Here is a 25246-nt window from a genome sequence, read left to right on the forward strand (position 1 = left end):
ACAAGTCTTGTGTTGTTATCCCCTAGCCTTGATCGCCGCCTGGGCCGCCGACAGCCGCGCGATCGGCACGCGGAACGGCGAGCACGAGACGTAATCCAGCCCGACATCCTCGCAGAAATGGATCGAGGTCGGGTCGCCGCCGTGTTCGCCGCAGATGCCGAGCTTCATGTCAGGCCTCGTCTTGCGGCCGCGTTCGGCAGCGATGCGGATGAGTTCGCCGACGCCGTCGAAATCGAGCGAGACGAAGGGATCCTGCACGATGATGCCCTTCTTCTGGTAGGTCGGGATGAAGCGCGCGGCGTCGTCGCGGGACATGCCAAATGTGGTCTGGGTCAGGTCGTTGGTGCCGAAGGAGAAGAATTCGGCGGCTTCGGCGATGATATGGGCGCGGATCGCGGCGCGGGGAAGCTCGATCATCGTTCCCACGAGATAGCAGATTTCCAGGCCGCCCTCGGCCATGACTTCGGTCGCGACACGGTCGATGACACCCTTGACGTAATCAAGCTCGGAGCGCAGGCCGACCAGCGGCACCATGATTTCAGGCACGACGGCGGCCCCCGTCTCGCGGGCGGCGGTGACGGCGGCCTCGAAAATGGCGCGGGCCTGCATTTCGGCGATCTCCGGATAGGAGATGGCAAGCCTGCAGCCACGATGGCCGAGCATGGGATTGAATTCGTGCAGCGCATCGATGCGGCGGCGCATGAAGCCGGGCTCCAGGCCCATGGCATTGGCCACTTCCTCGATCTCGTCGTCGCTCTTCGGCAGGAATTCGTGCAGCGGCGGGTCGAGCATGCGGATCGTCACGGGAAGCCCGTGCATGATGGTGAAAAGCTCGGTGAAATCGGAGCGCTGCATGGGCAAGAGCTTGTCGAGCGCCTTGCGGCGGCCGGCTTCGTCTTCGGCGAGGATCATCTCGCGCATGACGTGAATACGGTCGCCCTCGAAGAACATGTGCTCAGTGCGGCAAAGGCCGATGCCTTCCGCCCCGAAGGAGCGCGCGGCGCGCGCATCGCCGGGTGTGTCGGCATTGGTGCGCACCGTCATGCGGCGGGTCGCATCCGCCCACTGCATGAGCTGCGCGAAATCGCCCGACAGTTCGGGCTGCAGCATGGGCACCTCGCCCTTGAGCACCTGGCCGGAGGAGCCGTCGATGGTGACGATATCGCCCTTGGTCAGCGTCACGCCCATGCCGATGAGCTTTTCGTTGCGCAGATCAACGCGCATGGTGCCGGCACCGGACACGCAAGGGATGCCCATGCCGCGGGCAACGACCGCCGCATGGCTGGTCATGCCGCCACGAGTCGTCAGGATGCCTTCTGCGGCATGCATGCCGTGAATGTCTTCAGGGCTCGTTTCGACGCGCACAAGGATGACCTTGCGGCCCTCGGCCTCCGCATCGACCGCCTCTTCCGCGGTAAAGACGATGGCGCCGGTCGCCGCCCCCGGCGAGGCCGGCAGGCCCGAGCCGATGACATGGCGGGTCACGCGCGGATCGATGGTCGGGTGCAGCAGCTGATCAAGCGAGGACGGCTCGATGCGCATCACTGCCTCCTCTTCCGAGATCAGTCCCTCGGCCACCATGTCGACGGCGATCTTCATGGCCGCCTTGGTGGTGCGCTTGCCGGCACGGGCCTGCAGCATCCAGAGCTTGCCGCGCTCGATGGTGAATTCCAGATCCTGCATGTCGCGGTAATGGGCTTCGAGCTTTGTGCAGATCCGGCGGAAATCGGCGAATGCCTCCGGCATCAGCTTTTCGAGCGAGGGCCGGTCGGAGCCACTGTCGATGCGCGCGGCCTCCGTGATCGATTGCGGTGTGCGGATGCCGGCAACCACATCCTCGCCCTGCGCATTGACGAGGAATTCGCCATAAAGCTCGCTGGCGCCCGTTGAAGGATTGCGGGTAAAGGCAACGCCCGTGGCCGAGGTCGAGCCGAGATTGCCGAAGACCATGGCCTGTACGGTGACCGATGTACCCCAGTGCTCGGGGATATCGTGCAGCATGCGATAGGTCTTGGCGCGCGGGTTCATCCAGCTGGAAAAGACGCCGCCGATGGCGCCCCAGAGCTGGACATGCGGATCCTGCGGAAAGGGTTCGCCCAGTTCCTGCTCCAGCAAGTCCTTGTAGAGGGCGACCACATGTTGCCATTCGACGGCGGAGAGTTCGGTGTCCAGATCGTGGCCTAGCCTCGCCTTCTCGTCTTCAAGCAGCCCCTCGAAAATCTCGTGATCGAGGCCCATGACGACATCGCCATACATCTGGATGAAGCGGCGATAGCTATCCCAGGCAAAACGGGCATCGCCAGCATCATGCCCGAGCGCCACCACCGTCTCGTCATTGAGGCCGAGATTGAGGACCGTGTCCATCATGCCAGGCATGGAGGTGCGCGCGCCGGAACGGACGGAGAGGAGAAGCGGATGATCCGTATCGCCGAACCGGCGGCCGGTTTCGGCTTCCACACCTGATATGGCAGAAAGGACCTGCGCTTTCAGATCCTCGCAAAGGGTGCGGTTGTTTTTATAGTAGAGATTGCAGGCATCGGAGATGATTGTGAGACCCGGCGGCACAGGCAAACCCAGGCTTGCCATCTCCGCGAGATTGGCGCCTTTGCCTCCCAGTTGGTCGATTTCGGTCCTACTCCCCTCGGCCGCTCCTCCGCCGAAGGTGTAAACCCACTTCCGCATTGCCCTTCTCCACCCAATCAGGCTTTATTTTCCATCATTTACAGCAGAGACCTGAAACTGAAAACGCTGCCTTGTCAAGTTTATGCTGCAATGCATCATATTTGAGGCACTCGCCGGTATAGAGTGTTACGCCGATGTGAAACTCCGCCTTCAAGACGTGACACACAAGGCGCAGCGCGGCGTGTATGGCGAATTGACTGAGACCAATCTGACAACGGAAACGAAGATGACGATCGGGTGGACAAGACGCAAACTGCTGAAGCTGACCAGCTTGGCAACCATGGGCGCTGCCATGGCGCGGGCCGCAGAGGCCGAAGGCATTGAGATCCAGACCGTTCTGACCACGCCGTCGGAGGTTCTGCCGACAGCTCTTGCCCGACCGGTGCATGTTGGCGAGGTGGCGCTTCGGGCCAGGGATATCGGGCTTCTCAAGCGCTACTACATGGCGATGCTGAAGCTTTCCGTGATCACCGAGACCGCTGACCGGGTGACGCTTGGCGCGGGCGGCACGCCATTGTTGACGCTCCTGTCGCGACCGGATGCGAAGCCGGAGGAGCCCGGCCAGGCGGGACTTTACCACACAGCCTTCCTGATGCCGACGCGGGCGGACCTCGCAAAATGGCTGGTGCATATCGCCATCGCCAAGGTTCCCCTCACCGGCTTTGCCGACCACTCGGTTTCGGAAGCCGTCTATCTCTCGGATCCGGAGGGCAATGGCGTCGAGGTCTATTGCGACCGTCCCGAAGCCAGCTGGCTCTGGGCCGGCGGCCAGGTCTCGATGGGCACCAAGGAACTCGATATCGAGGATATTCTGGCCAAGACCGAGACGCCCACGGATCGCAGCCTCTACACGGCAGTGCCGGATGCGCTCTGCATCGGCCATATTCATCTGCGGGTCGGCACGCTCGACAAGGCCCGCGACTTCTATGCGGCCGGTCTCGGGCTGGATGTGGTGCGCGGCGATGATGCGCGCGGGGCGACCTTTCTTTCGTCGGGCCGCTATCACCACCATGTCGGCGCCAATATCTGGGAAAGCCGCGATGCCGGCCAGCGGCAGGAGGGGATGACGGGCCTCGACTGGTTCTCGCTGAAGACCAAGGAGGATGCGTTGATCGCATCCCGCCGCGCAGATCTCGAAACGCGCGGCTATTCCATCTCTCCCATCGAGAGCGGCTTCGAGGCGAAAGACCCGTGGGGCACGCGGGTTCGGCTCGTCAAGACCTGACCCGCGTTTCTGCGGGCATCTGAGGCGAAGGTCTGCGGCAGCCTTGCCCGGTCATTGGGCAACGTCGTTCATGCGGATGCCCTTCCGTGATCGAACGCCTCAGGCGTACCGCTCATGGCAGGTTGTGGCTGGACATGTGCGGCCACTCCTGACAGGTGAGAACGACCCGCAATACGCTCCCCCGGTGTGCCGATGTCCCTTCCGCCGCAGTTTCGCGTCTATATCGCCTTCTTCCTGTTTGCCATGTCGACGGGATCGCTGTTTTCGCGCCTGCCGGACCTGCAGGCGCAGCTTTCCGTCAACAAGGCGGAACTGGGCCTGACGCTGATCGGCATGGCGATCGGTTCGCTGATTTCGCTGACCTTTTCCTCGCCGCTGATCGTCAAGCTCGGCACGCGGGCAACGCTTGCCATTTCGCTGCTCGGCGTCATGGCCCTGCTCTCGACCATTCCGCTTCTGCAAAGCGCGTCGCTGGTGTTCTGTGTGCTGTTTTGCATGGGGCTGCTCGCGGGCGCACTCGAAATTTGCCTCAATGTCGAGATCGGCCGACTTGAGGCGCAGATCGGTTTCGGCATCATGAACCGCGCGCATGGCTGCTGGAGCCTCGGCTTCTTCGTCACCGCTGTCACCGCCTCACTGGTACGCCAGGCCGGCATCGGCATGCAGATGCACATGCATCTGCTGCTCGGCACCATGTTCGTGATCGGCGCTGTGATCATTGCCGGCATGAAGAATGCTCCGCATGTGACTGGTGCCGCGACCACCGACGATGCCCCGCATTTCGCCTTGCCGACGCTGGCGCTTCTGCCGCTCTGCATCATCGGCACCTCGGCCTTCCTGATCGAGGGTGCGGGCATCGACTGGTCGACGATCTACATGGACGAGGTCTTCGACGTCTCGCCGTTCATCTCCGGCTCGGGCCTGACGCTGTTTGCCTTCTTCATGGCGCTGGCGCGGCTCACCATCGACCCGGTGATGGACCGCCACGGGGCACGGCTCGTGGGCCGCGTGCTGCTTGCGATCGCGGCCATCGGCATTGCGCTGGTCTGGCTCGCGCCGCATCCCTATGCGGCCCTTCTCGGCTTTGCGCTGATGGGCGGTGGCTGCAGCGCGGTCTATCCGATGGCGGTCTCGGCGGCGGCCCAGCGCACGGACCGGCCGGCGGTGATCAATGTCGCGGCGATCGCGCAGATGGCTTTTGTCGTCTTCTTCCTCGGACCGCCGCTGCTCGGCTTCGTTGCGGAGAGCTTCGGCATCCGCAATGCCTACTTCCTCTGCCTGCCGCTGATCCTCGGCTCGATCTTCGCCAGTGCCGCCCTGCCGGCCGGTCCGGCACGGAGGGAGACAGTTGTGGCGTGATCAGCCCCGCGTCAGGAACGACAGCTCTTCCGGTAGTGGATCGCCGAAGATCTTGATGCCGAGCTTGTCGTCAAAGATGTAGAGCAGGCCGCGCTTGCCGTCGGCGCTATAGAGGATGCGCAGCCAGCTTGCCTCGCATCTGCCGGCCTCGCAGGCACGGAAAAGCTGCATGGGCTTGGCCCTGACGGTGACCTCTTCCGAAGCAAGCGCGACGTAACGCGACTGTCGCGTGAGGGAACGGATCCAGTAGGGAAGTCCGGGCTTGCCCGCAATCAGACGCTCCAGGCTCTCGCGATGCGCTTCGGAACTGGCCAAAACTTGCGGCAGGTAGTTGCCGGACAGCGCAGGTGGCGAGGTCTGGGCGAAGGCTGGTGTTATCAACCAGGCAAGTACAGATGCAATCAGAAGAGCCTTATGCACTGCCATTATGCAGCCAGATCTCCAATCAAGGCCGCGACAGGAATATTCCATGCCCGACTGATCTTCTTGATCTGGTCGAGATTGATTTCTCTGCGCCCATTCAAAAGATCTGACGCCCGAGACTTCGACCCAAGCACTTCAATCAGATCATCCCTGGTCAAATGCTTGGCCACCATCACAGCTTTGATGACATCGACCGGCGCGGCTTTCGGCATCGGATAGTTCCGATCCTCATACTCCTCGATCAGCAAAGCAAGGGCATCAAAATGTGCGGCCTCAGGCGTCCCCTCTTCCGGTTCGGATTCAAAATAAGGGCGAATCGCCGCGAGAGCCGTGCGATACTCAGCGTCATTGGCCAAAGTTCTTATGGTGGCGATATCCATCAAACCTCCTCAAAGCTTCGCAACGTCGACAGCATCATATTCCTTGTGCGTGCCGCCGAACAGAATGAAGACACGCTTGGTTCTGAATCCCACTAGCGCCACAATGCGGTATTTGTTGCCACCGACATCGAAAACAACCTTGCCATTCGTGACATAGTCTGCCGCATTGAAGGTTGCCTTCACATCGGCAAAGTTGCTCCAACTCGCGGCTTCCACCGCAGTGTACCATTCACTCATTGCAGCACGAGCTGTTGCCTGACTTCCCTTGGGCAGTCGAGCGCAAAACTCCAACAATGCCGGTCGAGCGATGACGCGCATCACCTTTGACTACGTTCCCAACTTGGGAACAAGCGGCCTAGTTCCTCACGCTATGTCCCGCTCGCGCAACGCCTCCGCCGTCTGCAGGTCGACGGAGACGAGCTGGGAGACGCCCTGCTCGGCCATGGTGACGCCGAAGAGGCGGTTCATGCGGGCCATGGTGATCGGGTTATGGGTGATGATGACGAAGCGGGTTTCCGTCGACGCGGCCATCTCGTCCATCAGGTTGCAGTAGCGCTCGACATTGTGGTCGTCGAGCGGTGCGTCCACTTCGTCGAGCACGCAGATCGGCGCCGGGTTGGTGAGGAAGACGGCGAAGATGAGGGCCATCGCCGTCAGCGCCTGCTCGCCGCCCGAGAGCAATGTCATGGTCTGCGGCTTCTTGCCCGGCGGGCGGGCGAGGATTTCGAGGCCGGCTTCCAGCGGGTCATCGCTTTCGATCAGCTGGAGTTCGGCCGTGCCGCCGTTGAACAAGTGGGTGAACAGCCGCTGGAACTGGGCATTGACCACGTCGAAAGCGGCGATCAGGCGTTCGCGACCCTCGCGATTGAGGCTCTGGATGGCACCGCGCAGCTTGCGGATCGCATCGATGATATCGTCACGCTCCTTGATGAGGGCTGCGAGCTTCTCCGAAAGCTCCTTCTGCTCTTCATCGGCGCGCAGGTTGACGGCGCCCAGGCGTTCGCGCTCCATCTTCAGCCGGTCGAGATCGCGCTCGACTTCGCGCAGATCGCGGATCTCGGAAGGGGCTTTGAGGCCGGTGAGCTTGAAGGCTTCATGCGGCTCGACACTCAAGGTGTCGCGGATGCGGGTTTCCGCCTCGATGCGCCAGTCGCGTGCCGATACCAGGCGCTCCTCGGCGCGGCCGCGCTTCTCGCGGCTTTCCGCCAACGAAGCAAGGGCGGCGGCCGCCTTTTGGTCGGCCTCGCGCTGGGCTGTCTCGGCTTCGACCAGCCGGTCGGAGGCATCGCGGCGATCCTTCTCGGCCTTTTCAAGAGCGGACAAAAGCTGGCGGCGCTTGTCCTCGAATTCATCGGGCGCAAGCTCGAGATCGGTGATCTCGTCGCGGGCTTCCGCCTCACGATCGCGAAGGGTGGCGATGTGCTCTTCTGCCGAACGGGCGCGGCTTTGCCAGTTCTGCTTCTCCTGGCGGATCGAGAGAATGCGGCGCCTTCGCATCTCGTCTTCGCGGGCAAGCCCCTCAAAACGCGCACGCGCTTCGGCCAGCAGACCGCGATCGCGTGCCACCACGGCCTCCGCTTCGCGCAGGCGGGCATCGAGAGCGGAAAGATCTGGCGTCTCCTCCATCTCGATACGGGCCGTCTCTTCCTGCTCGACGATTTCCTCGATCTGGCCTTTCAAGCCGCTGACCGCCTCTTCGATCACCTCACGGCGACGGATGAGATCGCCGGAGGCGCGCTCGGCATGGGACAGCGCATCGCGGGCCTCGGCAAGCGCGCGGATCGTCAGGCGGCTGCGATCCCGCGCATCTGTCAGCAACGCTTCTTGGCTGCGGATGATGTCTGCGGCCTCGGCGAGCCGATCCTCGGCCTCGACCATCTGGTCGCGGGCTTCCTCGGCCTCGTTTTCGATCTCGGCGAGACGGTTTTTCTGGGCAAGACGGAGCGCTGCGGCACTCGGAGCATCGGCGCCGGTAACATGGCCGTCCCAGCGATAGACGTCACCATCGCGCGTGACGAGGCGCTGGCCGGGGGCAAGGCTTGCCATCAGGCGAAGGGCATCAGCCTCCTCCACAACGCCGATCTGGCGAAGCGCCCGGTCAAGGGCAGCCGGCGCCCGGACATAGGTGAAAAGCGACGGCACACCCGAGGGCAAGGACGGATCGCCTGCCCCGTCGCCATTGCCGTGCCAATGGGCCGGAGCGTCGGGATCGAGCGCGCTGTCGAGATCATCGCCCAGGGCTGCACCAAGGGCTGTCTCATAGCCACGGTCGACCGAGAGTTCGTCTGCGACCGGCGGGAAATCGCCTGTGGTGGTCGAAGCCAGAATACGCGCGATGGTGCGGGCTTCCGTCTCCAGACCGTTGACGCGGGCGCGGGCCGCTTCCAGCGGCTGGCGCAGATGGCTTTCGCTGCGGCGTGCCTCGTTAAGAGTAGCCTCGGCCTCCATGGCCGCACTTTCGGCATCGGCGACGGCCTGCTCGGCAATCTCGACCATCTCGCGCTTTTCATCCGGATCGGGCAAAGCCGCAATGCGGTCGGAAATATCGGAGAGTTCACGGCTTGCCTCGGCGACCTGGCGCTCCAGCTTTGCGCGTCGATCGGCGAGATCACGGATGGCGCGTTCCAGCTGGTTGCGACCGGCAGCGGCCTCGGCGCGCTCGGCTGTCAGGCGCGTGAAGTCGCGCTCGCTGTCCGAAAGCGTCGCCGTTGCCGCCTCAAAGGTTTCCTTGGCTTCCTCGCCAAGACGCCCCGCATCGGCCAGCATCTCCTCGAGTTCGGCCTCCTCCTCCGCCAGTCGCTGGATGACCTCGGCGTTCTCGGAGACAAGGCGCTCTTCGCGACGGATGTCTTCGCCGAGCTGGGCCAGACGACGGGTCAGTTCATCACGGCGGCGCAGAATGCGGTTTGCTTCTTCGTCGAGCTGGCTGCGGGCGATCTGCAGGCGCTGCAGGGCAGCGGCGCACTTCGCCTCGTCCTCGCGCAGTTCGGGCAGCTTGAGGCTGGCGATGGCCTGCAGCTTTGCCGCCTCCATCTGCAGGTTGGCGCGTTCGGCAACCACGGACATCGCCTGGTTCAGCGCGCTTTCGGCCTCGCCTTCGGCCTGCTTCGCCTGGGCCCAGCGAATATGCAAAAGCATGGCATCATGCGCGCGGATATCGGCCGACAACTGACGAAACCGGTTCGCCTGCCGTGCCTGGCGTTTGAGGCTTTCGATCTGGCTTTCGAGCTGTGACGTAATGTCTTCAAGCCGCTCCAGATTGGTTTCCGCAGCCTTGAGCCTGAGCTCGGCCTCATGGCGGCGCGAATGCAGGCCGGAGATACCGGCGGCCTCTTCCAGCAATTGCCGGCGGGCCTGGGGCTTGGCCGCGATCAGTTCGCCGATCCGGCCCTGACCGACCATCGAGGGCGAACGCGCGCCGGTCGAGGCATCGGCAAACAGCAGCTGCACATCCTTGGCACGCGCTTCCTTGCCGTTGATGCGGTAGACAGAGCCATTGCCACGCTCGATGCGGCGCGTCACCTGGATTTCGTCGGCATCGTTGAAGGCGGCGGGTGCGGTGCGATCGGAATTGTCGAGATAAAGGCCGACTTCAGCCGAATTGCGCGCGGGTCGGTTTCCCGAACCGGAGAAGATGACGTCATCCATGCCGGACGCGCGCATGTTCTTGTAGGAGTTTTCTCCCATGACCCAGCGCAGGGCTTCGACAAGATTGGACTTGCCGCAGCCATTCGGGCCGACAATACCGGTCAGTCCGCGTTCGATCACGAATTCAGAGGGTTCGACGAAGGACTTGAAGCCGAGGAGGCGCAGACGGTTGAACTTCATGGCGGCACTGCCGTGTCCAGGCGATTGGCGTCGGGCGACGACACCCCCTGCCCTGCCGGGCATCTCCCCCACAAGGGGGGAGAGCGGCGCGAGGAGAAGGCCGCGGCCGCCATCTGCGCGGGGCGTGCGGAGACACCCTGAAGCGTACAGGCGTCAGAACCGTGGAGAAGTAAGCGAGAGGCTGGCGTGTTTCCGGTCTCCCCCCGTGTGGGGGAGATGCCCGGCAGGGCAGAGGGGGGCAACGCGGCGAACGACGTCGAACCCTCAACTCTCAATGACCTGCCCACACCTTCTCCCCGCAGCTGGGGAGAAGGGCGATATGAAGCGCGCACGGCGCCCGCGGTCAGAACGGAGCGTCGATCAGAGCAGGCTGTCGATGAGGGCCGACATTGAGTCAACCGACATGTCCCCCGAATAGGCCTTGCCATTGATCAGGAAGGACGGCGTGGACTGGATACCGAATTCCTGGGCGCCGCGATCGCGGACCGCCGACACATCAGCCGCAAGCTGCGCATTCGTCAAGCAGGCATCGAAGGTCTCCTGTGTAAAACCACCGAGCTTGGAGAGCTGCAGCATGGCATTGCGCACATCGCCGTCAGCCGGGGCCGCCCAGGTGCGCTGCTGCTTCAAGAACATGGAGACGAAGGGGAAGTACTTGTCCTCGCTCGTGCAGCGCGCCAGCATAAAAGCGGCGAGCGATGCGGTGTCCTGCGGGAACGGGAACTCGCGCAGCACGAAATAGACCTTGCCGGTGTCAATATACTTGGTCTTGATCGGCTCGAAGGTCGTCTCGTGGAAATGCGCGCAGTGCGGGCAGGTCATCGACATGTATTCGACGATCTTGACCGGCGCATTCGGATCACCGAGCGCCATTTCCTTCAATGGGCCAGGCTTCAGGGCCGTCTCCATGTCGACATCGCGGTCCGACGTCGGAAGGTCGACGGCAAAGGCCGATGTGCCAACGCAGGTCGAGGCAATCGCGGTAGCGGCGATACCGCCCAGCAGGCGGCGCTTGGTGATCGTGAATTCAGACATGGACATAGTTGCTTACCTGTTGGGAAAAGACTTGTACTGGCTTCTCGTTATAACGCTCGCCCGCTGCAAACAAGGCGCTGCTCATCTGCGCTCATCAAAGTTGTGTGACCCTTAACACAGGCTGAACGCAATTTTCGATTGCACTACTTTGAGAATCGTCAGTTCAACTGCACCCAGAATACGGATTGAGATGACAACCGGCGTTTCATTTTGAGACACCTTATTTAAGCCAGTCGAAAAGTGAGCGCTCAATGATCTCCAACTGCATCCTCATGCACTTCATCTTGGGCGTCCTTTGATCATACTGCGCTCAATTAACCACAGGAACGAGAATTGCTAACGCAGCGGAAGGTTGCGCCATTGCGTTGCCATAATAGCGCCTTTAAGTAGCCACTCTCCAAGGTAAATTAGGGCGTAAACGTATTTCAGATCTTGGGCATTAACCCCTGAAATCTAGGCGTTTAACAAAGCTTTAACTTGCAGTATCAGCAGTCGATGAGTCCGTAACCCGAGTAGTCCTTATGGCGCCGCACCTCTCCGCCGTTACCCGTCTTACCCTTACGGCACTTGTTAACCTGTTTGCGACAGTGACGTGCATCACAACCCCGACATGGGCTCAGTCCTCGGAGAATGTTGCGCCGCGTACGGACGGCGTTTCAAAAGATCAGATCCAGGAAGAACGGGACCGGTTGTTCCAGGTGATGCTCGACCGTCCGAACGACCTCGATGTCGCTTTTGCCTATGCCGCCCTCTCGTCTCAAGCCGGGGATCTGGAAGGCGCGATTGCAACTCTTGAGCGCATGCTGATTTACGCGCCTGGCCTGCCCCGCCTGCAGCTTGAACTCGGCGTTCTCTATTATCGCCTTGGCGCTTACGAAACCGCACGGCAGTATTTCGAGGCAACCCGCACGGCAGAGCGCGTGCCCGCCGAAGTCAATGCCCGCGTCAGTCAGTATCTTGCGGCCATCGACAGGCAGGGCAAGGTCTCCGATTTTTCCGGCACCTTCGGCACAGGCGTGCGCTACCAGAGCAATGCCAATGCCGGTCCGACCAACTCGATCGTCATTCTGAACGGCTTGCCTTACGTGCTCGACGGCCAGACGACGGCCGGCGAAGACGTGAACGCTTTTGCCAATGGCGCCGTGCGCTACCGCCGCGACCTCGACGAACAGGGCGTTGCCCTTGAGGCGGGCGCGTCCGGCTATGCCGCAGGCTATGACAAGCGCGACTCGCTGAACACGGCAGCGGCGGAATTCTTCATTGGCCCGACATTCGATCTCGCCCGGTTCGGGCTCGACGATCGCTCGCTGTCCGTTTTCCTGGTTTCGAGCGGCGTGCTCCTGGAAGGGGATCGCTATCTCGGCTCCGTCGGGGCATCCACGACCTTCAATTGGCAGATGTCCGCGGTCGACAACCTCAGCGCCCTGCTGGCCTATCGCTATGAAGACTACGCCAATACCAAATCCAGGCAGACGGCGGAGCGTCAGAGCGGCAACCGGTTTGACGCCCAGCTTTCCTATTCGCGCTATCTCAGCGAAAAGTTCAGCCTGAATGCCAAGCTGCTCGCCTCCCGCAAGGATGCGCGCGACGGTTATCTGTCGTCGACGGAAGTTGGCGGCGTGCTTGGCGGCGCGTGGCGCTACACGGCACCGTTTGGCGATGGCCCCGCCTGGATTCTTGCCCTCGATGCCGGCCTTGCGCAGCGCGATTACGACGATCCGGATGCGATGATCAATGCAGCGCAGGCGCAGCAGGACACCGAACTCACCATCAATCTGCGGCACATCCTGCCCTTTACCGAAACACTCGCGCTTGTTGGCGAAGCCGGATACCGCAAGGTCTGGTCGAACTACGATCTGAAGGCCTTTGACAACATCAATCTGTCGCTCGCCGTCCAGTCCACCTTCTGAGGGAGAACACCGTGCACAAGACGACCCCTTTCCGCACCGTGCTTGCCGCATCGACGGCGCTCCTGATGATCTCGGCGATCGAGGCGCGAGCCGATGGCGAACGCGCAGGCGTCGCCACTGCCGTCAATCCCATGGCTTCGACCATTGATGGCAAGGGACGCGGCAAGCTGATCTCGCTCGGGGATCCCGTCATCCGCAATCACCGCATCGAGACCAGCGCGCAAGGCCTGGTGCAGATCCTCCTGGCCGACGGCACGGCGTTTACAGTCGGCCCCAACTCTTCCGTCGTGATTGACAGCTTCATCTATGATCCCGCCAGCAAGACCGCATCGCTGAGCGCGACCATGACCAAGGGAGCCTTGCGCTTCATCGGTGGCAGAGCCTCCAAGAAGGGCGGCGATGTCAAGATCAACACGCCGATCGGGACGGCCGGCATTCGCGGCGCCGTCGTTGACATCAATCTCAATGGCACCGACGCCGAAGGCCGCGCCCTGCCGCCGCATATGTCGCTGGTCTACGGCAAGGAAGTGGAGCTGACCGGTCGCGGTCGGCCGCAGCGCCTGTTCAAATCCGGCTTTTCCATCATTGCCGAGGGAGCAGGCACCCGTGTGGACCGCACGCCGCAGGCCTGGGTGAGCGGCCTGCAGCAATATCTTGCGGGTCGGCCGGACTTCAACGGCGGATCGGTGAACAGACCGACCGACCAGATCGTCGCGACCAGCCAGGTGGACAACAAGAACTCCGCCGTTTCCCCGGATGAAAACCGCATTCCCGTTCCCAAACCGCGGCCGATTGCCAACAACACGCCGGACAAGCTGGCGGGCGACAGCCAGCGTGACACCATTCGCCCGGTCATTCCTCCGACCACGCCGGGAACGCCGCCAACAACACCGCCGACGCCTCCAACGCCGACACCGCCTGACGTTGTCAGGCATGACGTGACGGTTCTGACCGGAAGCGGACCAGGCGGGACCCTTCGCCAATCACAGGGCAGTTTCATCGAGGGGGATGACGGGAAGGCCAGTGGCAGCTATGGCGAGGCCGGACGCTTTACCCTTCCGCTTCTCGAGGGAACCAGCAGCCTCAGCAAACGCCACGTCACCGGCTCGGTCGAGGGGCTTGGAACCGTGTCGGGTGCTGCTTACACCGGCACTGGAAATTTCGTCGCCTATCTTCTTGAAAACAATCAGGATCAACCGTTCCTGGTGGTTGGCGGAAAACCGGCGAGCGCAGTCAGCACGCTGGCAAGCGGCGAAATCATGCGCTACCGACTGGAACCGGATGCGCTGAACGAGCTGACGAACTGCTTTGATGTGGCTGTGCCCTTTACCGATGGGGACGACAATTTCTCGCACCGGACGAAGTCGAGCGACCTCTATGTCGCCGGCGTAACCGTCGACCCCGTGACAGGCGTCATCGGCCGGTCGCTGCAGGCATCGATCTCGATCCATGGCAGCGGCGCCAACCAGAGCAGCGCAATCAATGTCTTTGCCGGCACCGTCGGTCTGCTGGCGGGTGGCGGCTACGGGCTGAGCGGCTCGATTGCCGGATCGCATCAGCTGGCAAGCGGAGTATCCGGTCGTAACCAGGGGCTGGCCGAAACCATTGGCTCGACCCCGGGCAAGGACCAGTTCTTCGGCGACAACGGTGAGTATCTCGTCATCGGCTCCGGCAAAACGGATCCGGCCTCCTCGTCCAGCGAGACCGGGTTCAACGGCTATGACGGCGTGAATGTGGCCGGCCGAACAAACAAGACAACGGACAAGACGCGACTATACGGCAGCGCGCCGACGGCCGGCTTTGCCTCGGGTCTCAGCAGCGATGGCAGCACTGCAACTGCGTTGGTCGGCCATACCGATTTCAGCTTCGATGCGGCCAAGGGGACCGTCACGGGCTCGATCTCTGTCGGTGCGGATGGCAGCGCGATCGGAGTTGAGCTCTCACAGAGCGACGACACGGCCTATCTTTCAGACCAGATCATGGCTGCCACCAAGAAGGATGGGAGCTACATGGTCTCCTCGAAGGTGGCCCCGGTCAAGATTTTCAACGGCAATACCAGCACCGAAATCTGCTCCTCCTGCGATTTCATGACCTGGGGCTGGTGGGGAACCGGCGCGCCTGACGACAGCGGCAAGTCCGTGCATATGGGCAACTGGATTGTTGGTCAGCAGGCAACGGGAACCCAGATCGCTGGCGTGACGGGTACGGCGACCTATGCGGGCAATGCCGTCGGCACTGTCAACAATGACGGTTCGCAGTATATCGCGACGGGATCGATGCAGGCGTCGATGAATTTTGGCGCAAGAGAAGGCAATGTCTCCATCTCCAATTTTGATGGTAAGTCATTCTCGCAGGATGTCTCCTTCGTTGAAGGAACTGCGAACTTTAAAGGCGCAACGGACACCGGTACTCGCCAGACTTCGATAGACGGCGGTTTTGCCACCGATGGCGTCGATCCGGTCAAGGGTGTGATGGGCAACTTCACGGCGACACAGGGCGGATGGTCGGCCAGCGGCGTCTTTGCCGGCAGCAAGCCTAGCACCATGCCCCACTGATGCGCCGACCACGCCTCCGCGAGCGGCTGACGGGCGCGCAACGCCGCCGGCTTGGCGCGATCGTCATCGGCGGTACTGCGCTTATGCTCGTGCTCGTGCTGCAGGCGCTGCTCGACCGGCAGGTGCAGCGGCTGGCCTCCCTGGTGTTCGACACCTACCAGGAACTGCGGCCGCGCGAGGCGACGGACCCGCCGGTTGCCGTGGTCGATATCGACGAAAAGTCGATTGCCCAATATGGACAATGGCCCTGGTCGCGCATGATTGTCGCCGACATGATCGAGCGGGCAAGCGCTGCAGGTGCCTCTGCCATCGGTTTCGATATCGTCTTTTCGGAAGCGGATCGCACCGCGCCCCAACGGATTGCCGAGGACTTGCGCCGCCAGGGCGTCTTGCTGACGCTGCCGGCCGAACTTCTGCCTGACCCAGACCGTGCACTGGCAAGGTCAATCGCTGCGAACCCCGTCGTGCTCGGCTTTGCCCTGACCGATGAGCAGGCGACCACCGTTCCGTCCCCGCGGATCGGTTTTTCGTATCTGGGCGCCGACCCGGCTCACAGCTTGCGCAATTATTCCGGTGCAATCGCCAATCTTCCAGCGCTGACGGAAGCGGCAACCGCGATGGGATATTTTTCCTTCCCGCCTTCCAGCGACAATATCCTCAGAAGCTTTCCCCTTGTTTCGCGGGCCGATGGCCAACTCCACCCTGCGCTCTCCCTAGAAACCCTGCGCCTTGCCCAACAGGCCGGCAGCTACATCCTGCGGTCTACGGGCAACGGCAAGACGAGCGCCCTGACGGACGTGCGCGTGGGCGAACTGGCCGTACCCGTGACGGCTGATGGAGAACTCTGGGTCTATTATTCCGGCATGCCCGAGATGCCGGTGATTTCGGCCGGCGACCTTCTCGATTCGGCCAAGCGCGCAGAGATGGCTAAACTCATGGATGGGCGCATCATCCTGGTCGGCACCAGTGCCGTTGGCCTGCGCGACCTTGTCGCCACGCCTATCGATCCGGTGATGCCGGGTGTGCGCGTCCATGCCGAAATCATCGACCAGATCGTCAGCGGCGTGTTTCTCAACAGGCCGGACTGGATCAAGGGCGCAGAACGCGGCGCAACGATTGCTGCCGGCGGGCTTCTGCTGCTGGTGCTCTGGCTCGGTTCGCCGGCGGCGGGTGCTCTTGCGGCAATCCTGCTTTCCACACTTGTTGCGCTTGGCTCCTGGGGTGCCTTTTCGCGGCAGTTGATCCTGTTTGATCCCCTGCAGCCGCTGACCGGCATTGCCGCCATCATGCTGACAACCCTGCCTTTGCTGCTCATGGTCAGCCATCGTGAAAAGCGTTTCGTGCGCGAAAGTTTTGGCCGCTATCTGGCGCCGGCCATGGTGGAAAAACTCTCGGAAAGCCCGGAAGGGCTGCGGCTTGGCGGCGAAGACCGGGAACTGACCATCCTCTTCTCCGATATTCGCGGCTTTACCGCCTTGTCGGAAACGCTCGATCCGACGGAACTGACCGGCCTCCTCAACGGCTTCCTGACGCCGATGACCGACGTGCTTCTGAAGCGGGAAGCGACGATCGACAAATATATCGGCGATGCCATCATGGCCTTCTGGAACGCGCCCCTTGCGATCGCCGACCATCCGGCCAAGGCCTGCCTTGCCGCGCTCGAGATGGTTGACGCGGTCGAGAGGCTGAACCGCGATCGCGGCATGAGCTTGAAAATCGGCATCGGCCTCAACACCGGCATAGCCTGTGTCGGCAATCTCGGCTCGGATCAGCGGTTCAGCTATTCCTGCCTTGGCGACAATGTCAATCTCGCATCACGGGTGGAGGGCCTGACCAAGGTCTACGATTTGCCCATTCTGGTGACCGAGGCGGTTGTTGACGCCTCCCGGCAACTGAAGTTCATCGAGATCGATGTCGTGCGGGTGGTGGGGCGGCAAGCACCGGTCAGACTGTTTGCCCTTGCCGGACGCCTGCAGGAATGCGGCGCTGAGGATGACGATGTTCTGACGCTGCATGATGCCCTGCTCTCCGCCTGGCGCAAGGGTGACTTCGCAGATGCCCGGATGCAGCTCGCCGCCCTGGCTGAGGCGCCGGACAGCCGGACGAAATCGCTGCTGCTGGGGGCTCATGACATCTATCGCGAGCGTCTGGAAAACCTGCCGGATGCAGGACCTGAAGGCTGGGATGCGATCTCGACGGCCACGCGAAAATAGGCAGGCGGTCGCTCGCTTACGGAACGAAGCCTTGTTATCTGACGCCTATCGTTTCGGTTTTTGCTGCAGGACGGCCGTTCCCAGTCGCTCGATTGCACGCTTCAGCTTGTCGCTCTCGATCCCCTCCACCATCTCGGCCAGTCTGCGGGCCTTTTCGCCCTCAAGCTTGCGCGGCGGCCTGCGTCGCTGAGGGGCTGATACAGGCTTCTGCACTATACGGATCTGGCCGATCGCCGGATAGCCGAAGAAGCCGTTGATCCGCGCAACCAGCTCCCCTTGCGCATGCGACAGGAAGAGCGCCCTTGCCCCTTCACAGGCAATGGTCAGAACGCCCGGACGATGGCCTCCATCCTCTGGAAGGTCTGATCGCCTTGGCCAGGCAATTTTTTCCGGTCGCGTGCAATCGGCAAAATTTTCGCCGACGATCTCATCCCAGGACCCGAGAAGAGCCGTGTTGATACCGGCCCGCCTTGCCAGAACGGGATCGACCAGGCCATTGGCGATCTCGGAAATCTGGCTGACGCCGTAGCGACTAGGCCGTGAACTCATCGGCTTTCCGATCCGGAGTGGCACTGACGGCGATGATGGCTGCGACCCACAGGAAGAGCGAATCGTAGATGTCGTGGCCGAAAATGAAATTTGTCATTCCGCCCATAGCATAGGTGAAGACCAGCGCGAAGGCGAGAAACAGTCTTCGTGCCCAAAGGCTGTCTGCCGCGGCCCTGAATGCAATGATCAGCGGTGCGCACAGGAGACAGAGAAGCGATACGAGTCCGAACAGGCCATTGTCGAGCATAGCGGTCAGGAAGCCGTTGTGCAGGTGAGAATAGCCATAACCGAAGCTCTGGATGACGGCGCGGCGGTTCTGCAAACCATGACCGCTCCACAGATGATCGCTGATGGCTGGGACAGCATGCTGCCACAGATCGAGACGGTGGGTATAGGAGGCGTCAACGCCTGCTCCCCCGCCGCTTTCCATGGCTTCCACCATGGACTGCAAGCGGTCGTGACTGCCGGTGATGTAGAGTGCCAAAGCTGTCAGGGCGGCAAGGGTTACCAGGGCTGTGGTCATCTCGGCCGCGCTGAGCTTCTTGCGATAGAAAACCACCAGAAACAGCAGGGCACCTAGAACCGATACCGGCATCAGACCCTTTGTCTTGGCAAGAAATATGCAAAGCGTCGCGCTGACGAAACCGGCAAGGGCGAGTGCGCGATAGCGTTTGTCCTGATCGAGCAGACTGATCAGAGACGAGAGGCTGAGGAAAGCACAAATCATGGCGAAGGGAATGGCATTGCCGCTGCCGCCCTCGGCCCGGAGGTCAAGCACTAAGAGCTGGTAGGCAGCTACCGGCAGAACCGCAATTGCGCCGATGGCCGATGCCCGCGACATTGCCCGCAACAGATCTTCCCCGGACGAGAACGCCAGCCTCCACATAAGCGGGATGGTGCCGATGAACAACAATTGCGGGGCCAGTTTGCCGGCAGCGATCAGGGGGGGCATGTCGGTTGCACCGTAATTGACGGTGAAAAACAGGCTGTTCACGCCCACATAACCGAGGATGGCAAGCGTCAGGATGGAGATACCGCCATCGAAACGTGGCCTCACTCGTCCGATCGTCGCGTAGAAAGCTGCCCAGACCGCCGATGCCGTCAGCAGCCCTGTCATCACCGAACCGCCGAGTGCAGACAGAATAAAAAACACATAGATCGCAGCAAGATTGTTTGCTGTCATCGATCGTTGCAATAGATGCATTCGGGCGCTCCAGGATTAGCCGTGCAGAGGTAATCGCAAACGTGATGGACAACAAGCATTTACCCGCCGCAGATCGCCTTCTCCACTGGTACGACAGGCATCATCGTCACCTGCCGTGGAGGATCTCGCCGGCGGCGGCAAGACGCGGCGCGCATCCCGATCCATATCACATCTGGATGTCGGAGGTCATGCTGCAGCAAACGACCGTGGCGGCGGTGAAGGCGTACTTCGCCAAGTTCACCGAGCGTTGGCCGAGCGTGATGGATCTTGCCGCTGCGCCGACCGAGGATGTGATGGCCGCCTGGGCCGGGCTTGGCTATTATGCGCGGGCGCGCAATCTGAAGAAATGCGCGGAAGCCGTGGCCTTTGAGCATGGCGGGATCTTCCCGGATACGGAGGCGGGTCTGCGCGCCCTGCCCGGCATCGGCGACTACACGGCAGCCGCCGTCGCCGCCATTGCCTTCAACCGGCAGGCCGCCGTCATGGACGGCAATGTCGAGCGGGTGATCTCACGGCTCTACGCCATCGATGCGCCGTTGCCCGGCTCCAAACCGCTGATGAAAGCCCGTGTGGCGGAGCTTACCCCGGCCGATCGTCCCGGCGACTTCGCGCAGGCGATGATGGATCTGGGCGCCACCATCTGCACGCCCAAGCGGCCGACCTGTGCGCTCTGTCCGTTCAACGCGCTCTGCGTGGCGCTCGCCACCGACGAGCCGGAGAGATTTCCGGTAAAGGCGCCCAAAAAGGCAAAGCCCATCCGTCTCGGCGCCGCCTTCATCGCGGTGGACCGGGAGGGACGCATTCTCCTGCGCAAACGGGTGGAGAGCGGGCTGCTGGGCGGCATGACCGAGGTTCCGACAACCGGCTGGACAGCGCGGGCGGATGGCGTGACAGACATTTCGGCCGCGCCCTTTGCCGCCGACTGGCAGCCAGCCGGCAGCATTTCCCATGTCTTCACCCATTTCGAATTGCGGCTGTCGATCTTCCGGGTCGGCCCGATCGATCCCCCACCGGACCATCACGGTTTCTGGGTGCCGGTTACCGAACTTGACGGACAGGCGCTGCCAACCGTCATGAAGAAGGCAATTGCCGCTGCTATTCCGACCGCCTTTCCAACCTCCAACAGATGAATGAGACCGCTATGACCGAGATCCGCCACATCGTTTTCGATATCGGCAAGGTACTGATCCATTATGATCCCAATCTGCCATTTTCGCGGATCATTCCCGACGAAGCCGAAAGGGCGGATTTCTTCGCGCGGATCTGCACTCATGACTGGAACCTGGAACAGGATCGCGGCCGATCCTGGGACGAGGCGGAAGCGCTTCTCGTTGCCGACTTTCCGGATCGCGAGCACCATATTCGCGCGTTCCGCAAGCACTGGGCCGAAATGGTGCCGCATGCCTATGATGACAGCGTCGCCATCATGACCGGCCTCATCGATGCCGGCCGCGACGTGACGATGCTGACCAATTTCGCCGCAGATACCTTTGCCGAGGCGAAGATGATGTATCCGTTTCTTACCCTGCCGCGCGGCGTGACGGTCTCGGGCGAGATCGGTCTGCTCAAGCCCGACATCGCGATCTACGAGCGGCATGCGCAGGACTTCGGGCTTGAGCCTTCCGCCACCGTATTCATCGACGATAGCTATGCGAATGTGGAAGGGGCGCGCGCGGCCGGCTGGCAGGCGGTGCACTTTACCGGCGCTGAAAAGCTGAAAGCGGATCTTCAAGCACTTGGCGTTTCGCTCTAAGAGCTATGCCTAAGGCACTGGCGCGGGTGGGGTTGGCGGACCCCGGCCCGCGCCAGATCGATCGTAAACGACCGATGTGTGTGTGCCTTAGAGCGTCCATCTTGCACGAAACTGTTCACGCGTATGTGAGGTTGCGCACTCTGCGCCCAAAATGAAACACCCGGCGCTTGCGCACCGGGTGTTTTGTTAGATGTTGTGACCGCTCTCACGTCACCTTGGCGTGCACATCTCTATTCAAGACCCGCCATGCGCGAGCGTATGACGCTGCGCAGGTCGTCTATCGGGCGAATCGCGCCATTGTCTTCATAGTGCCAGAAGGTCCAGCCATTGCAGGCATCGAGCCCCTGCACCTTCGCGCCGAGGCGATGGATGGAGCCGCCTTCGCCATTGGCTGTCAGCGTTCCATCGGCGCGGATGATTGCCGAATACCGGCGCTTGGCATCGGTCAGCACCTGGCCAGGCTTGACGAGATCGGCCTCGATCAGCGCATTAAAGGCGACGCGCGGCTCTGCCTTCTTGCCCGACAGCACCGTCAGCTCGACCTTGCCCAGCGGCTCGACGGCTTCGATGCGGGCGGAGGCCGCGTCGATATAGTCCTGCTCACGCTCGATGCCGACGAAATGACGGCCGAGACGCTTGGCAACGGCTCCCGTGGTGCCGGAGCCGAAGAACGGGTCGAGGACGATATCGCCCGGCTTGGTGGAGGCCATGATGACGCGGGCGAGCAGCGCTTCCGGCTTCTGGGTCGGATGAACCTTCTTGCCGTCGTCGCCCTTCAGGCGCTCGCCGCCAGAGCAGATCGGAAAAAGCCAGTCGGAGCGCATCTGCACGTCGTCGTTCGAGGCCTTCAGCGCATCGTAGTTGAAGGTGTAGCCCTTGGCCTTGGGATCCGGCGAAGCCCAGATCATCGTTTCATGGGCGTTCTGGAACCGGCGGCCCTTGAAGTTGGGCATGGGGTTGGTCTTGCGCCAGACGATGTCGTTCAGGATCCAGAAGTTCAGATCCTGCAGCGTCGCGCCGACGCGGAAAATATTGTGATAGGAGCCGATGACCCAGATCGTGCCGGTCGGCTTCAGCACCCGGCGGCAGGCAAGCAGCCAGGCGCGGGTGAAGGCATCATAGGCTTCGAAGGAGGCAAACTGGTCCCAGTGATCGTCGCAGGCATCAACGAGGCTCTGGTCCGGCCGATGCAGGGCGCCGCCGAGTTGCAGGTTGTATGGCGGATCGGCAAAGATGACATCAACGGACTTGTCCGGCAGAGCATCGAGCGCTGCAACGCAATCCCCCTTGATGATGCTGTCGACCCAGGCAAAGGGATCGGATGAACGACGGAGTTCGGCAAGCGGAAATACGGAAGCCATGGGTTACTCACTCTTACGCTGACGCATCACGGGGTACGAGGCGTATGGTTACCGAACTTGGTTACCAAAGGGTGAAGAGCGTACCGAAAACGAACGAACTAACTTGAGAGGTCGCAAAATTATCCTCCAACATTTGGCGCCGGTGGGGACATCTGGTATTGTTAAATAGATGAAAGGGAGTGTGATGGCAGCCAACTTTGATATTGGACCGCGTTACGAAAGCCTGGTTCGCGAGCTTGTACATAGCGGTCGCTATTCAAGCGCAAGCGAAGTCATGAGAGACGGTTTGCGGCTCCTGGAACAGCAAGAAGAGCTTCGCAAGCTTGACCTCGACCGTCTCAAGACAGCCTATGATGAGGGCATGGCGAGCGGGATCGGTCGGGATGTGAGCGCCGATACGCTTTTGGCGGAACTGAAGGCCGAAGCGCACGCTGGTGGCTAAATATATCCTGAGCCAACGCGCCGAGCAGGATCTTCGGCTCATCTGGCGAACAATCGCTGCAAACAACGAGAGCGCGGCCGATGGCTTGGTCAGACGGATATTGAACAAGGCCTCTCTCGCCGCTGACCACCCACACATGGGATCACTGCGACCCGAACTCAGCCCTACTGCGCGCCTCCTGATTGAAGGGCGCTATATAACGATCTACGAGCCGATGCCTTATGGAATCTTTGTCGTGGCAATCGTTCACGGATCGCGCGACATCGAGAGCTGGCTGGAGTAGCCACGCTGGTCTGTATCCGCTCCCCTCTCTCCCCGCTGCGGAAAAGAGCCCCCTCACCGCCCCGCATCCCAGGCCTTCACCACCGCCTTCTTCGCCTGCGCACGCCACACACGCGTGAGGTTTTCGCGCACCCATCCGACATCGACCCGGTCCAGGCGGGCGAGCACCATCGGATAGGGTCGATGGTGGTCTGTGGTGAAGTAGGTATCGGGGTCCATCTCGATCAGATGGTCGCGCTCCTCGAAAGGCACCTTGAACACCGGGCAGTCATGCGTCGGGTTCCAGAACAGCATAGATGGGCTAATCGGCTTCGTGCCCCATCCCATCCGTAGGGAGCCAGGGGCTGCCCCGCACTGCCGTTGATAAAGTCGCCTGTCGGAACAGGCACAACCATCATGCAGAGGAGCGCAGCCATGAAACATTATGCCGGCCTCGATGTCTCGGTCAAAGAAACGAGCGTCTGTATTGTCGATGAAAGCGGGAAACTATGCCGCGAACGGAAGGTGGCATCTCACCCGGAGGACCTTGTCGCGATCCTCAGCGATCCCTCGTTCAGCTTGGAAAGGGTAGGAGTTGAGGCGGGCCCCTTGTCCCAATGGCTGTTTGAAGGACTCGCAAGAGCGGGCTTGCCCATCTTCTGCATCGAGACGCGGCACACCAAAGCTTTCCTGGATGCCCTTCAACAGAATAAAAGCGACAGGAACGATGCACGTGGCATCGCCCACATGATGCGGGTCGGCCTGTTCAAGGACGTGCATGTGAAGACGCTCACCAGCCAGAAGCGTCGCGCCTTGCTAACGGCCCGTTCGCTGCTGCAGGAAAAGGCGATCGACCTGGAGAACGAGATGCGTGGGCTGCTGCGCAACTTCGGACTGAAGGTTGGCCATGCCTCGGGCGGCATATTCGAGAGAAGAATACTCGAGCTCGTCGAACACGACATTGAGCTTGCGGAAATCATGGAGCCGTTGCTCGCCGGACGGCGCAAGTTGCGAGAAGGTCTTGCCAAACTGGAGAAGAGGGTTCTGGCCGAGGCGAAACAGGACGACGTTTGCAGGCGGCTAATGACGGTGCCTGGCGTTGGACCTATAGTCTCGCTCGCCTATGTCTCGACGATCGATATTCCCAGCAGGTTTCGTCATTCGCGTTCGGTAGGAGCGATATTGGGTCTCACCCCCGTTTTGAAACAATCCGGCGAAGTGAGCCGGGTTGGCCATGTTTCTCTACGCGGGGACGCCATGATGCGGCGACTGCTCTATGAGGCCGCCCAGTCGATGATGACGCGTGTGGTAAAATGGTGCTGGCTGAAGGCATGGGCCATGAACATTGCCAAGCGCCATGGCAGCAAGAAAGCCAAGGTCGCGCTGGCCCGTCGTCTCGCGGTCGTCATGCACCGCATGTGGGTGGATGGCACCGAGTTCCGCTGGACAAGGGAGGACACCGTCTCAACGGTCGCGGGATGACGGTCGGCTATAGAGACGAGAGAGACATTCGAATCCAAGGTTCCGTGTAGCAGCGGAAAACGTCCTTCGCGGACGATGGTGATGTGAGTTCGCGGCGTCGCTTATACCGATGATTCGTCATCAGGATGCAGCATAGATTGGACCACTTCATCTACTGGACCCCATCATGGGAGGGCCGAGTGCCGATCCCGGAGAGAAGCGCGGGCCGCGAAAAGACGTTGAACGCTAGACAAGCAGGACCTGTTTCGACCCCGTCTCGGCCATTGGGTACCCTCATCGGCGACGGCCGCTTCTGGCTCAACTGGTCAATGAGTCGGCTTCCTCAACTGCTTTTCCCTAATCTTGATTGTAATCTGGGGGTCTTCTATCCGCACGATTTCCTTGGTAGCTTCGGAGCACATGTCCAATTGGTTCGCGTGACAAAGGGCAGCCAGAGTTACGGCAACGCCTCCAACCTCTTGGCCTGGGTCGCCGCTGGGACGGTCGAACACATAGGCTACTAAGCTCGATGCTTGCTCTTTGCTGCATCCCAACGACTGCACGAGCTCCAAAGCCTCTTCTAAGAATCGCCTATTACGCTCCTC

The 25246-nt window shown here is 61.5% G+C and carries 20 protein-coding genes; 10 read left to right on the forward strand and 10 right to left on the reverse strand.

Features of this window, described 5'->3' with window-relative positions; all coding sequences use genetic code 11:
- Window positions 1-15: 15 nt before the first annotated feature.
- A complete protein-coding gene (ppdK, locus tag FAA97_RS10765) occupies window positions 16-2682 on the reverse strand; it encodes a pyruvate, phosphate dikinase (RefSeq protein ID WP_136598531.1) in 2667 nt (888 codons plus the stop codon).
- A 226-nt stretch (window positions 2683-2908) separates the two neighbouring features.
- Here ppdK and FAA97_RS10770 point away from each other — a divergent pair, with 226 nt between their 5' ends.
- A complete protein-coding gene (locus tag FAA97_RS10770) occupies window positions 2909-3907 on the forward strand; it encodes a VOC family protein (RefSeq protein WP_136598532.1) in 999 nt (332 codons plus the stop codon).
- A 192-nt stretch (window positions 3908-4099) separates the two neighbouring features.
- The gene (locus tag FAA97_RS10775; protein WP_136598533.1) at window positions 4100-5266 is read left to right on the forward strand and encodes an MFS transporter; all 1167 of its coding nucleotides are present in this window, start codon (window positions 4100-4102) and stop codon (window positions 5264-5266) included.
- Here FAA97_RS10775 and FAA97_RS10780 read toward each other — a convergent pair whose 3' ends face one another.
- The 5 genes from FAA97_RS10780 to FAA97_RS10805 all read right to left on the reverse strand — a co-directional run bounded on the left by FAA97_RS10780 (window position 5267) and on the right by FAA97_RS10805 (window position 10938).
- Complete coding sequence (locus FAA97_RS10780) at window positions 5267-5692, reverse strand: Ivy family c-type lysozyme inhibitor (RefSeq protein WP_246041414.1); 426 nt, start codon at window positions 5690-5692, stop codon at window positions 5267-5269.
- Complete coding sequence (locus FAA97_RS10785) at window positions 5692-6069, reverse strand: helix-turn-helix domain-containing protein (protein ID WP_136598534.1); 378 nt, start codon at window positions 6067-6069, stop codon at window positions 5692-5694. The genes FAA97_RS10780 and FAA97_RS10785 overlap by 1 nt, the downstream gene beginning before the upstream one ends.
- 9 nt (window positions 6070-6078) lie before the next feature.
- Window positions 6079-6387: a type II toxin-antitoxin system HigB family toxin gene (locus FAA97_RS10790; protein WP_136598535.1), complete on the reverse strand. Its 309-nt coding sequence runs from the start codon at window positions 6385-6387 to the stop codon at window positions 6079-6081.
- Between the two features lie 45 nt (window positions 6388-6432).
- Window positions 6433-9897 carry a chromosome segregation SMC family protein gene (locus tag FAA97_RS10795; protein WP_136598536.1) on the reverse strand — a complete coding sequence of 1155 codons (3465 nt, stop codon included), beginning with the start codon at window positions 9895-9897 and terminating at the stop codon, window positions 6433-6435.
- 360 nt (window positions 9898-10257) lie between these two features.
- Window positions 10258-10938 (reverse strand): DsbA family protein, encoded by a 681-nt coding sequence (locus FAA97_RS10805; protein WP_136598537.1) that lies wholly within the window; start codon window positions 10936-10938, stop codon window positions 10258-10260.
- A 515-nt stretch (window positions 10939-11453) separates the two neighbouring features.
- Here FAA97_RS10805 and FAA97_RS10810 point away from each other — a divergent pair.
- Genes FAA97_RS10810 through FAA97_RS10820 form a run of 3 tightly spaced genes read left to right on the forward strand, consistent with a single transcriptional unit; the run spans window position 11454 to window position 17610 of the window.
- On the forward strand, window positions 11454-12842 hold the full coding sequence (locus FAA97_RS10810; protein ID WP_136598538.1) for a tetratricopeptide repeat protein: 1389 nt from the start codon (window positions 11454-11456) through the stop codon (window positions 12840-12842).
- An 11-nt stretch (window positions 12843-12853) separates the two neighbouring features.
- A complete protein-coding gene (locus tag FAA97_RS10815; protein ID WP_136598539.1) occupies window positions 12854-15397 on the forward strand; it encodes a FecR family protein in 2544 nt (847 codons plus the stop codon).
- Window positions 15397-17610, forward strand: coding sequence for a CHASE2 domain-containing protein (locus tag FAA97_RS10820; RefSeq protein WP_136598540.1), 2214 nt, complete (start codon window positions 15397-15399; stop codon window positions 17608-17610). The genes FAA97_RS10815 and FAA97_RS10820 overlap by 1 nt, the downstream gene beginning before the upstream one ends.
- 45 nt (window positions 17611-17655) lie before the next feature.
- Here the strand turns inward: FAA97_RS10820 and FAA97_RS10825 are convergent, their stop codons facing one another.
- Together FAA97_RS10825 and FAA97_RS10830 are read right to left on the reverse strand one after the other, a co-directional pair.
- Entirely contained in the window at window positions 17656-18159 is a 504-nt protein-coding gene (locus FAA97_RS10825) for a DUF721 domain-containing protein (RefSeq protein ID WP_136598541.1), read from the reverse strand.
- Complete coding sequence (locus FAA97_RS10830) at window positions 18143-19342, reverse strand: O-antigen ligase family protein (RefSeq protein ID WP_168800980.1); 1200 nt, start codon at window positions 19340-19342, stop codon at window positions 18143-18145. Before FAA97_RS10830 ends, FAA97_RS10825 begins: the two co-directional genes overlap by 17 nt.
- 65 nt (window positions 19343-19407) lie before the next feature.
- Between FAA97_RS10830 and mutY the strand changes: the two genes are divergently transcribed.
- Window positions 19408-20493 (forward strand): A/G-specific adenine glycosylase, encoded by a 1086-nt coding sequence (mutY, locus tag FAA97_RS10835; protein WP_136598860.1) that lies wholly within the window; start codon window positions 19408-19410, stop codon window positions 20491-20493.
- Between the two features lie 11 nt (window positions 20494-20504).
- On the forward strand, window positions 20505-21116 hold the full coding sequence (locus FAA97_RS10840; RefSeq protein ID WP_136598543.1) for an HAD family hydrolase: 612 nt from the start codon (window positions 20505-20507) through the stop codon (window positions 21114-21116).
- A gap of 230 nt (window positions 21117-21346) precedes the next feature.
- On the opposite strand, the gene FAA97_RS10845 is transcribed toward FAA97_RS10840, so the two are convergent.
- The gene (locus tag FAA97_RS10845; protein WP_136598544.1) at window positions 21347-22477 is read right to left on the reverse strand and encodes a site-specific DNA-methyltransferase; all 1131 of its coding nucleotides are present in this window, start codon (window positions 22475-22477) and stop codon (window positions 21347-21349) included.
- Between the two features lie 184 nt (window positions 22478-22661).
- On the opposite strand from FAA97_RS10845, the gene FAA97_RS10850 reads away from it, so the two are divergent.
- On the forward strand, window positions 22662-22919 hold the full coding sequence (locus FAA97_RS10850; RefSeq protein ID WP_136598545.1) for a type II toxin-antitoxin system ParD family antitoxin: 258 nt from the start codon (window positions 22662-22664) through the stop codon (window positions 22917-22919).
- Window positions 22912-23202 carry a type II toxin-antitoxin system RelE/ParE family toxin gene (locus FAA97_RS10855; protein WP_136598546.1) on the forward strand — a complete coding sequence of 97 codons (291 nt, stop codon included), beginning with the start codon at window positions 22912-22914 and terminating at the stop codon, window positions 23200-23202. The genes FAA97_RS10850 and FAA97_RS10855 overlap by 8 nt, the downstream gene beginning before the upstream one ends.
- A 53-nt stretch (window positions 23203-23255) precedes the next feature.
- On the opposite strand, the gene FAA97_RS10860 is transcribed toward FAA97_RS10855, so the two are convergent.
- Window positions 23256-23495 (reverse strand): hypothetical protein, encoded by a 240-nt coding sequence (locus FAA97_RS10860; RefSeq protein WP_246041415.1) that lies wholly within the window; start codon window positions 23493-23495, stop codon window positions 23256-23258.
- A gap of 120 nt (window positions 23496-23615) precedes the next feature.
- Between FAA97_RS10860 and FAA97_RS10865 the strand changes: the two genes are divergently transcribed.
- The gene (locus tag FAA97_RS10865) at window positions 23616-24662 is read left to right on the forward strand and encodes an IS110 family RNA-guided transposase (protein WP_136598547.1); all 1047 of its coding nucleotides are present in this window, start codon (window positions 23616-23618) and stop codon (window positions 24660-24662) included.
- The last annotated feature ends 584 nt before the right edge of the window (window positions 24663-25246 follow it).

This window comes from Peteryoungia ipomoeae (genome assembly GCF_004912165.1).
Classification (GTDB): Bacteria; Pseudomonadota; Alphaproteobacteria; order Rhizobiales; family Rhizobiaceae; genus Allorhizobium; species Allorhizobium ipomoeae.

Excerpts from the sequence above, each read along its gene's own strand:
- ppdK (WP_136598531.1), bottom strand. The coding sequence starts at position 2,682 with ATGCGGAAGTGGGTTTACACCTTCGGCGGAGGAGCGGCCGAGGGGAGT.
- FAA97_RS10770 (WP_136598532.1), top strand. The coding sequence starts at position 2,909 with ATGACGATCGGGTGGACAAGACGCAAACTGCTGAAGCTGACCAGCTTG.
- FAA97_RS10775 (WP_136598533.1), top strand. The coding sequence starts at position 4,100 with ATGTCCCTTCCGCCGCAGTTTCGCGTCTATATCGCCTTCTTCCTGTTT.
- FAA97_RS10780 (WP_246041414.1), bottom strand. The coding sequence starts at position 5,692 with ATGGCAGTGCATAAGGCTCTTCTGATTGCATCTGTACTTGCCTGGTTG.
- FAA97_RS10785 (WP_136598534.1), bottom strand. The coding sequence starts at position 6,069 with ATGGATATCGCCACCATAAGAACTTTGGCCAATGACGCTGAGTATCGC.
- FAA97_RS10790 (WP_136598535.1), bottom strand. The coding sequence starts at position 6,387 with ATGCGCGTCATCGCTCGACCGGCATTGTTGGAGTTTTGCGCTCGACTG.
- FAA97_RS10795 (WP_136598536.1), bottom strand. The coding sequence starts at position 9,897 with ATGAAGTTCAACCGTCTGCGCCTCCTCGGCTTCAAGTCCTTCGTCGAA.
- FAA97_RS10805 (WP_136598537.1), bottom strand. The coding sequence starts at position 10,938 with ATGTCCATGTCTGAATTCACGATCACCAAGCGCCGCCTGCTGGGCGGT.
- FAA97_RS10810 (WP_136598538.1), top strand. The coding sequence starts at position 11,454 with ATGGCGCCGCACCTCTCCGCCGTTACCCGTCTTACCCTTACGGCACTT.
- FAA97_RS10820 (WP_136598540.1), top strand. The coding sequence starts at position 15,397 with ATGCGCCGACCACGCCTCCGCGAGCGGCTGACGGGCGCGCAACGCCGC.
- FAA97_RS10825 (WP_136598541.1), bottom strand. The coding sequence starts at position 18,159 with ATGAGTTCACGGCCTAGTCGCTACGGCGTCAGCCAGATTTCCGAGATC.
- FAA97_RS10830 (WP_168800980.1), bottom strand. The coding sequence starts at position 19,342 with ATGACAGCAAACAATCTTGCTGCGATCTATGTGTTTTTTATTCTGTCT.
- mutY (WP_136598860.1), top strand. The coding sequence starts at position 19,408 with ATGGACAACAAGCATTTACCCGCCGCAGATCGCCTTCTCCACTGGTAC.
- FAA97_RS10840 (WP_136598543.1), top strand. The coding sequence starts at position 20,505 with ATGACCGAGATCCGCCACATCGTTTTCGATATCGGCAAGGTACTGATC.
- FAA97_RS10845 (WP_136598544.1), bottom strand. The coding sequence starts at position 22,477 with ATGGCTTCCGTATTTCCGCTTGCCGAACTCCGTCGTTCATCCGATCCC.
- FAA97_RS10850 (WP_136598545.1), top strand. The coding sequence starts at position 22,662 with ATGGCAGCCAACTTTGATATTGGACCGCGTTACGAAAGCCTGGTTCGC.
- FAA97_RS10860 (WP_246041415.1), bottom strand. The coding sequence starts at position 23,495 with ATGCTGTTCTGGAACCCGACGCATGACTGCCCGGTGTTCAAGGTGCCT.
- FAA97_RS10865 (WP_136598547.1), top strand. The coding sequence starts at position 23,616 with ATGAAACATTATGCCGGCCTCGATGTCTCGGTCAAAGAAACGAGCGTC.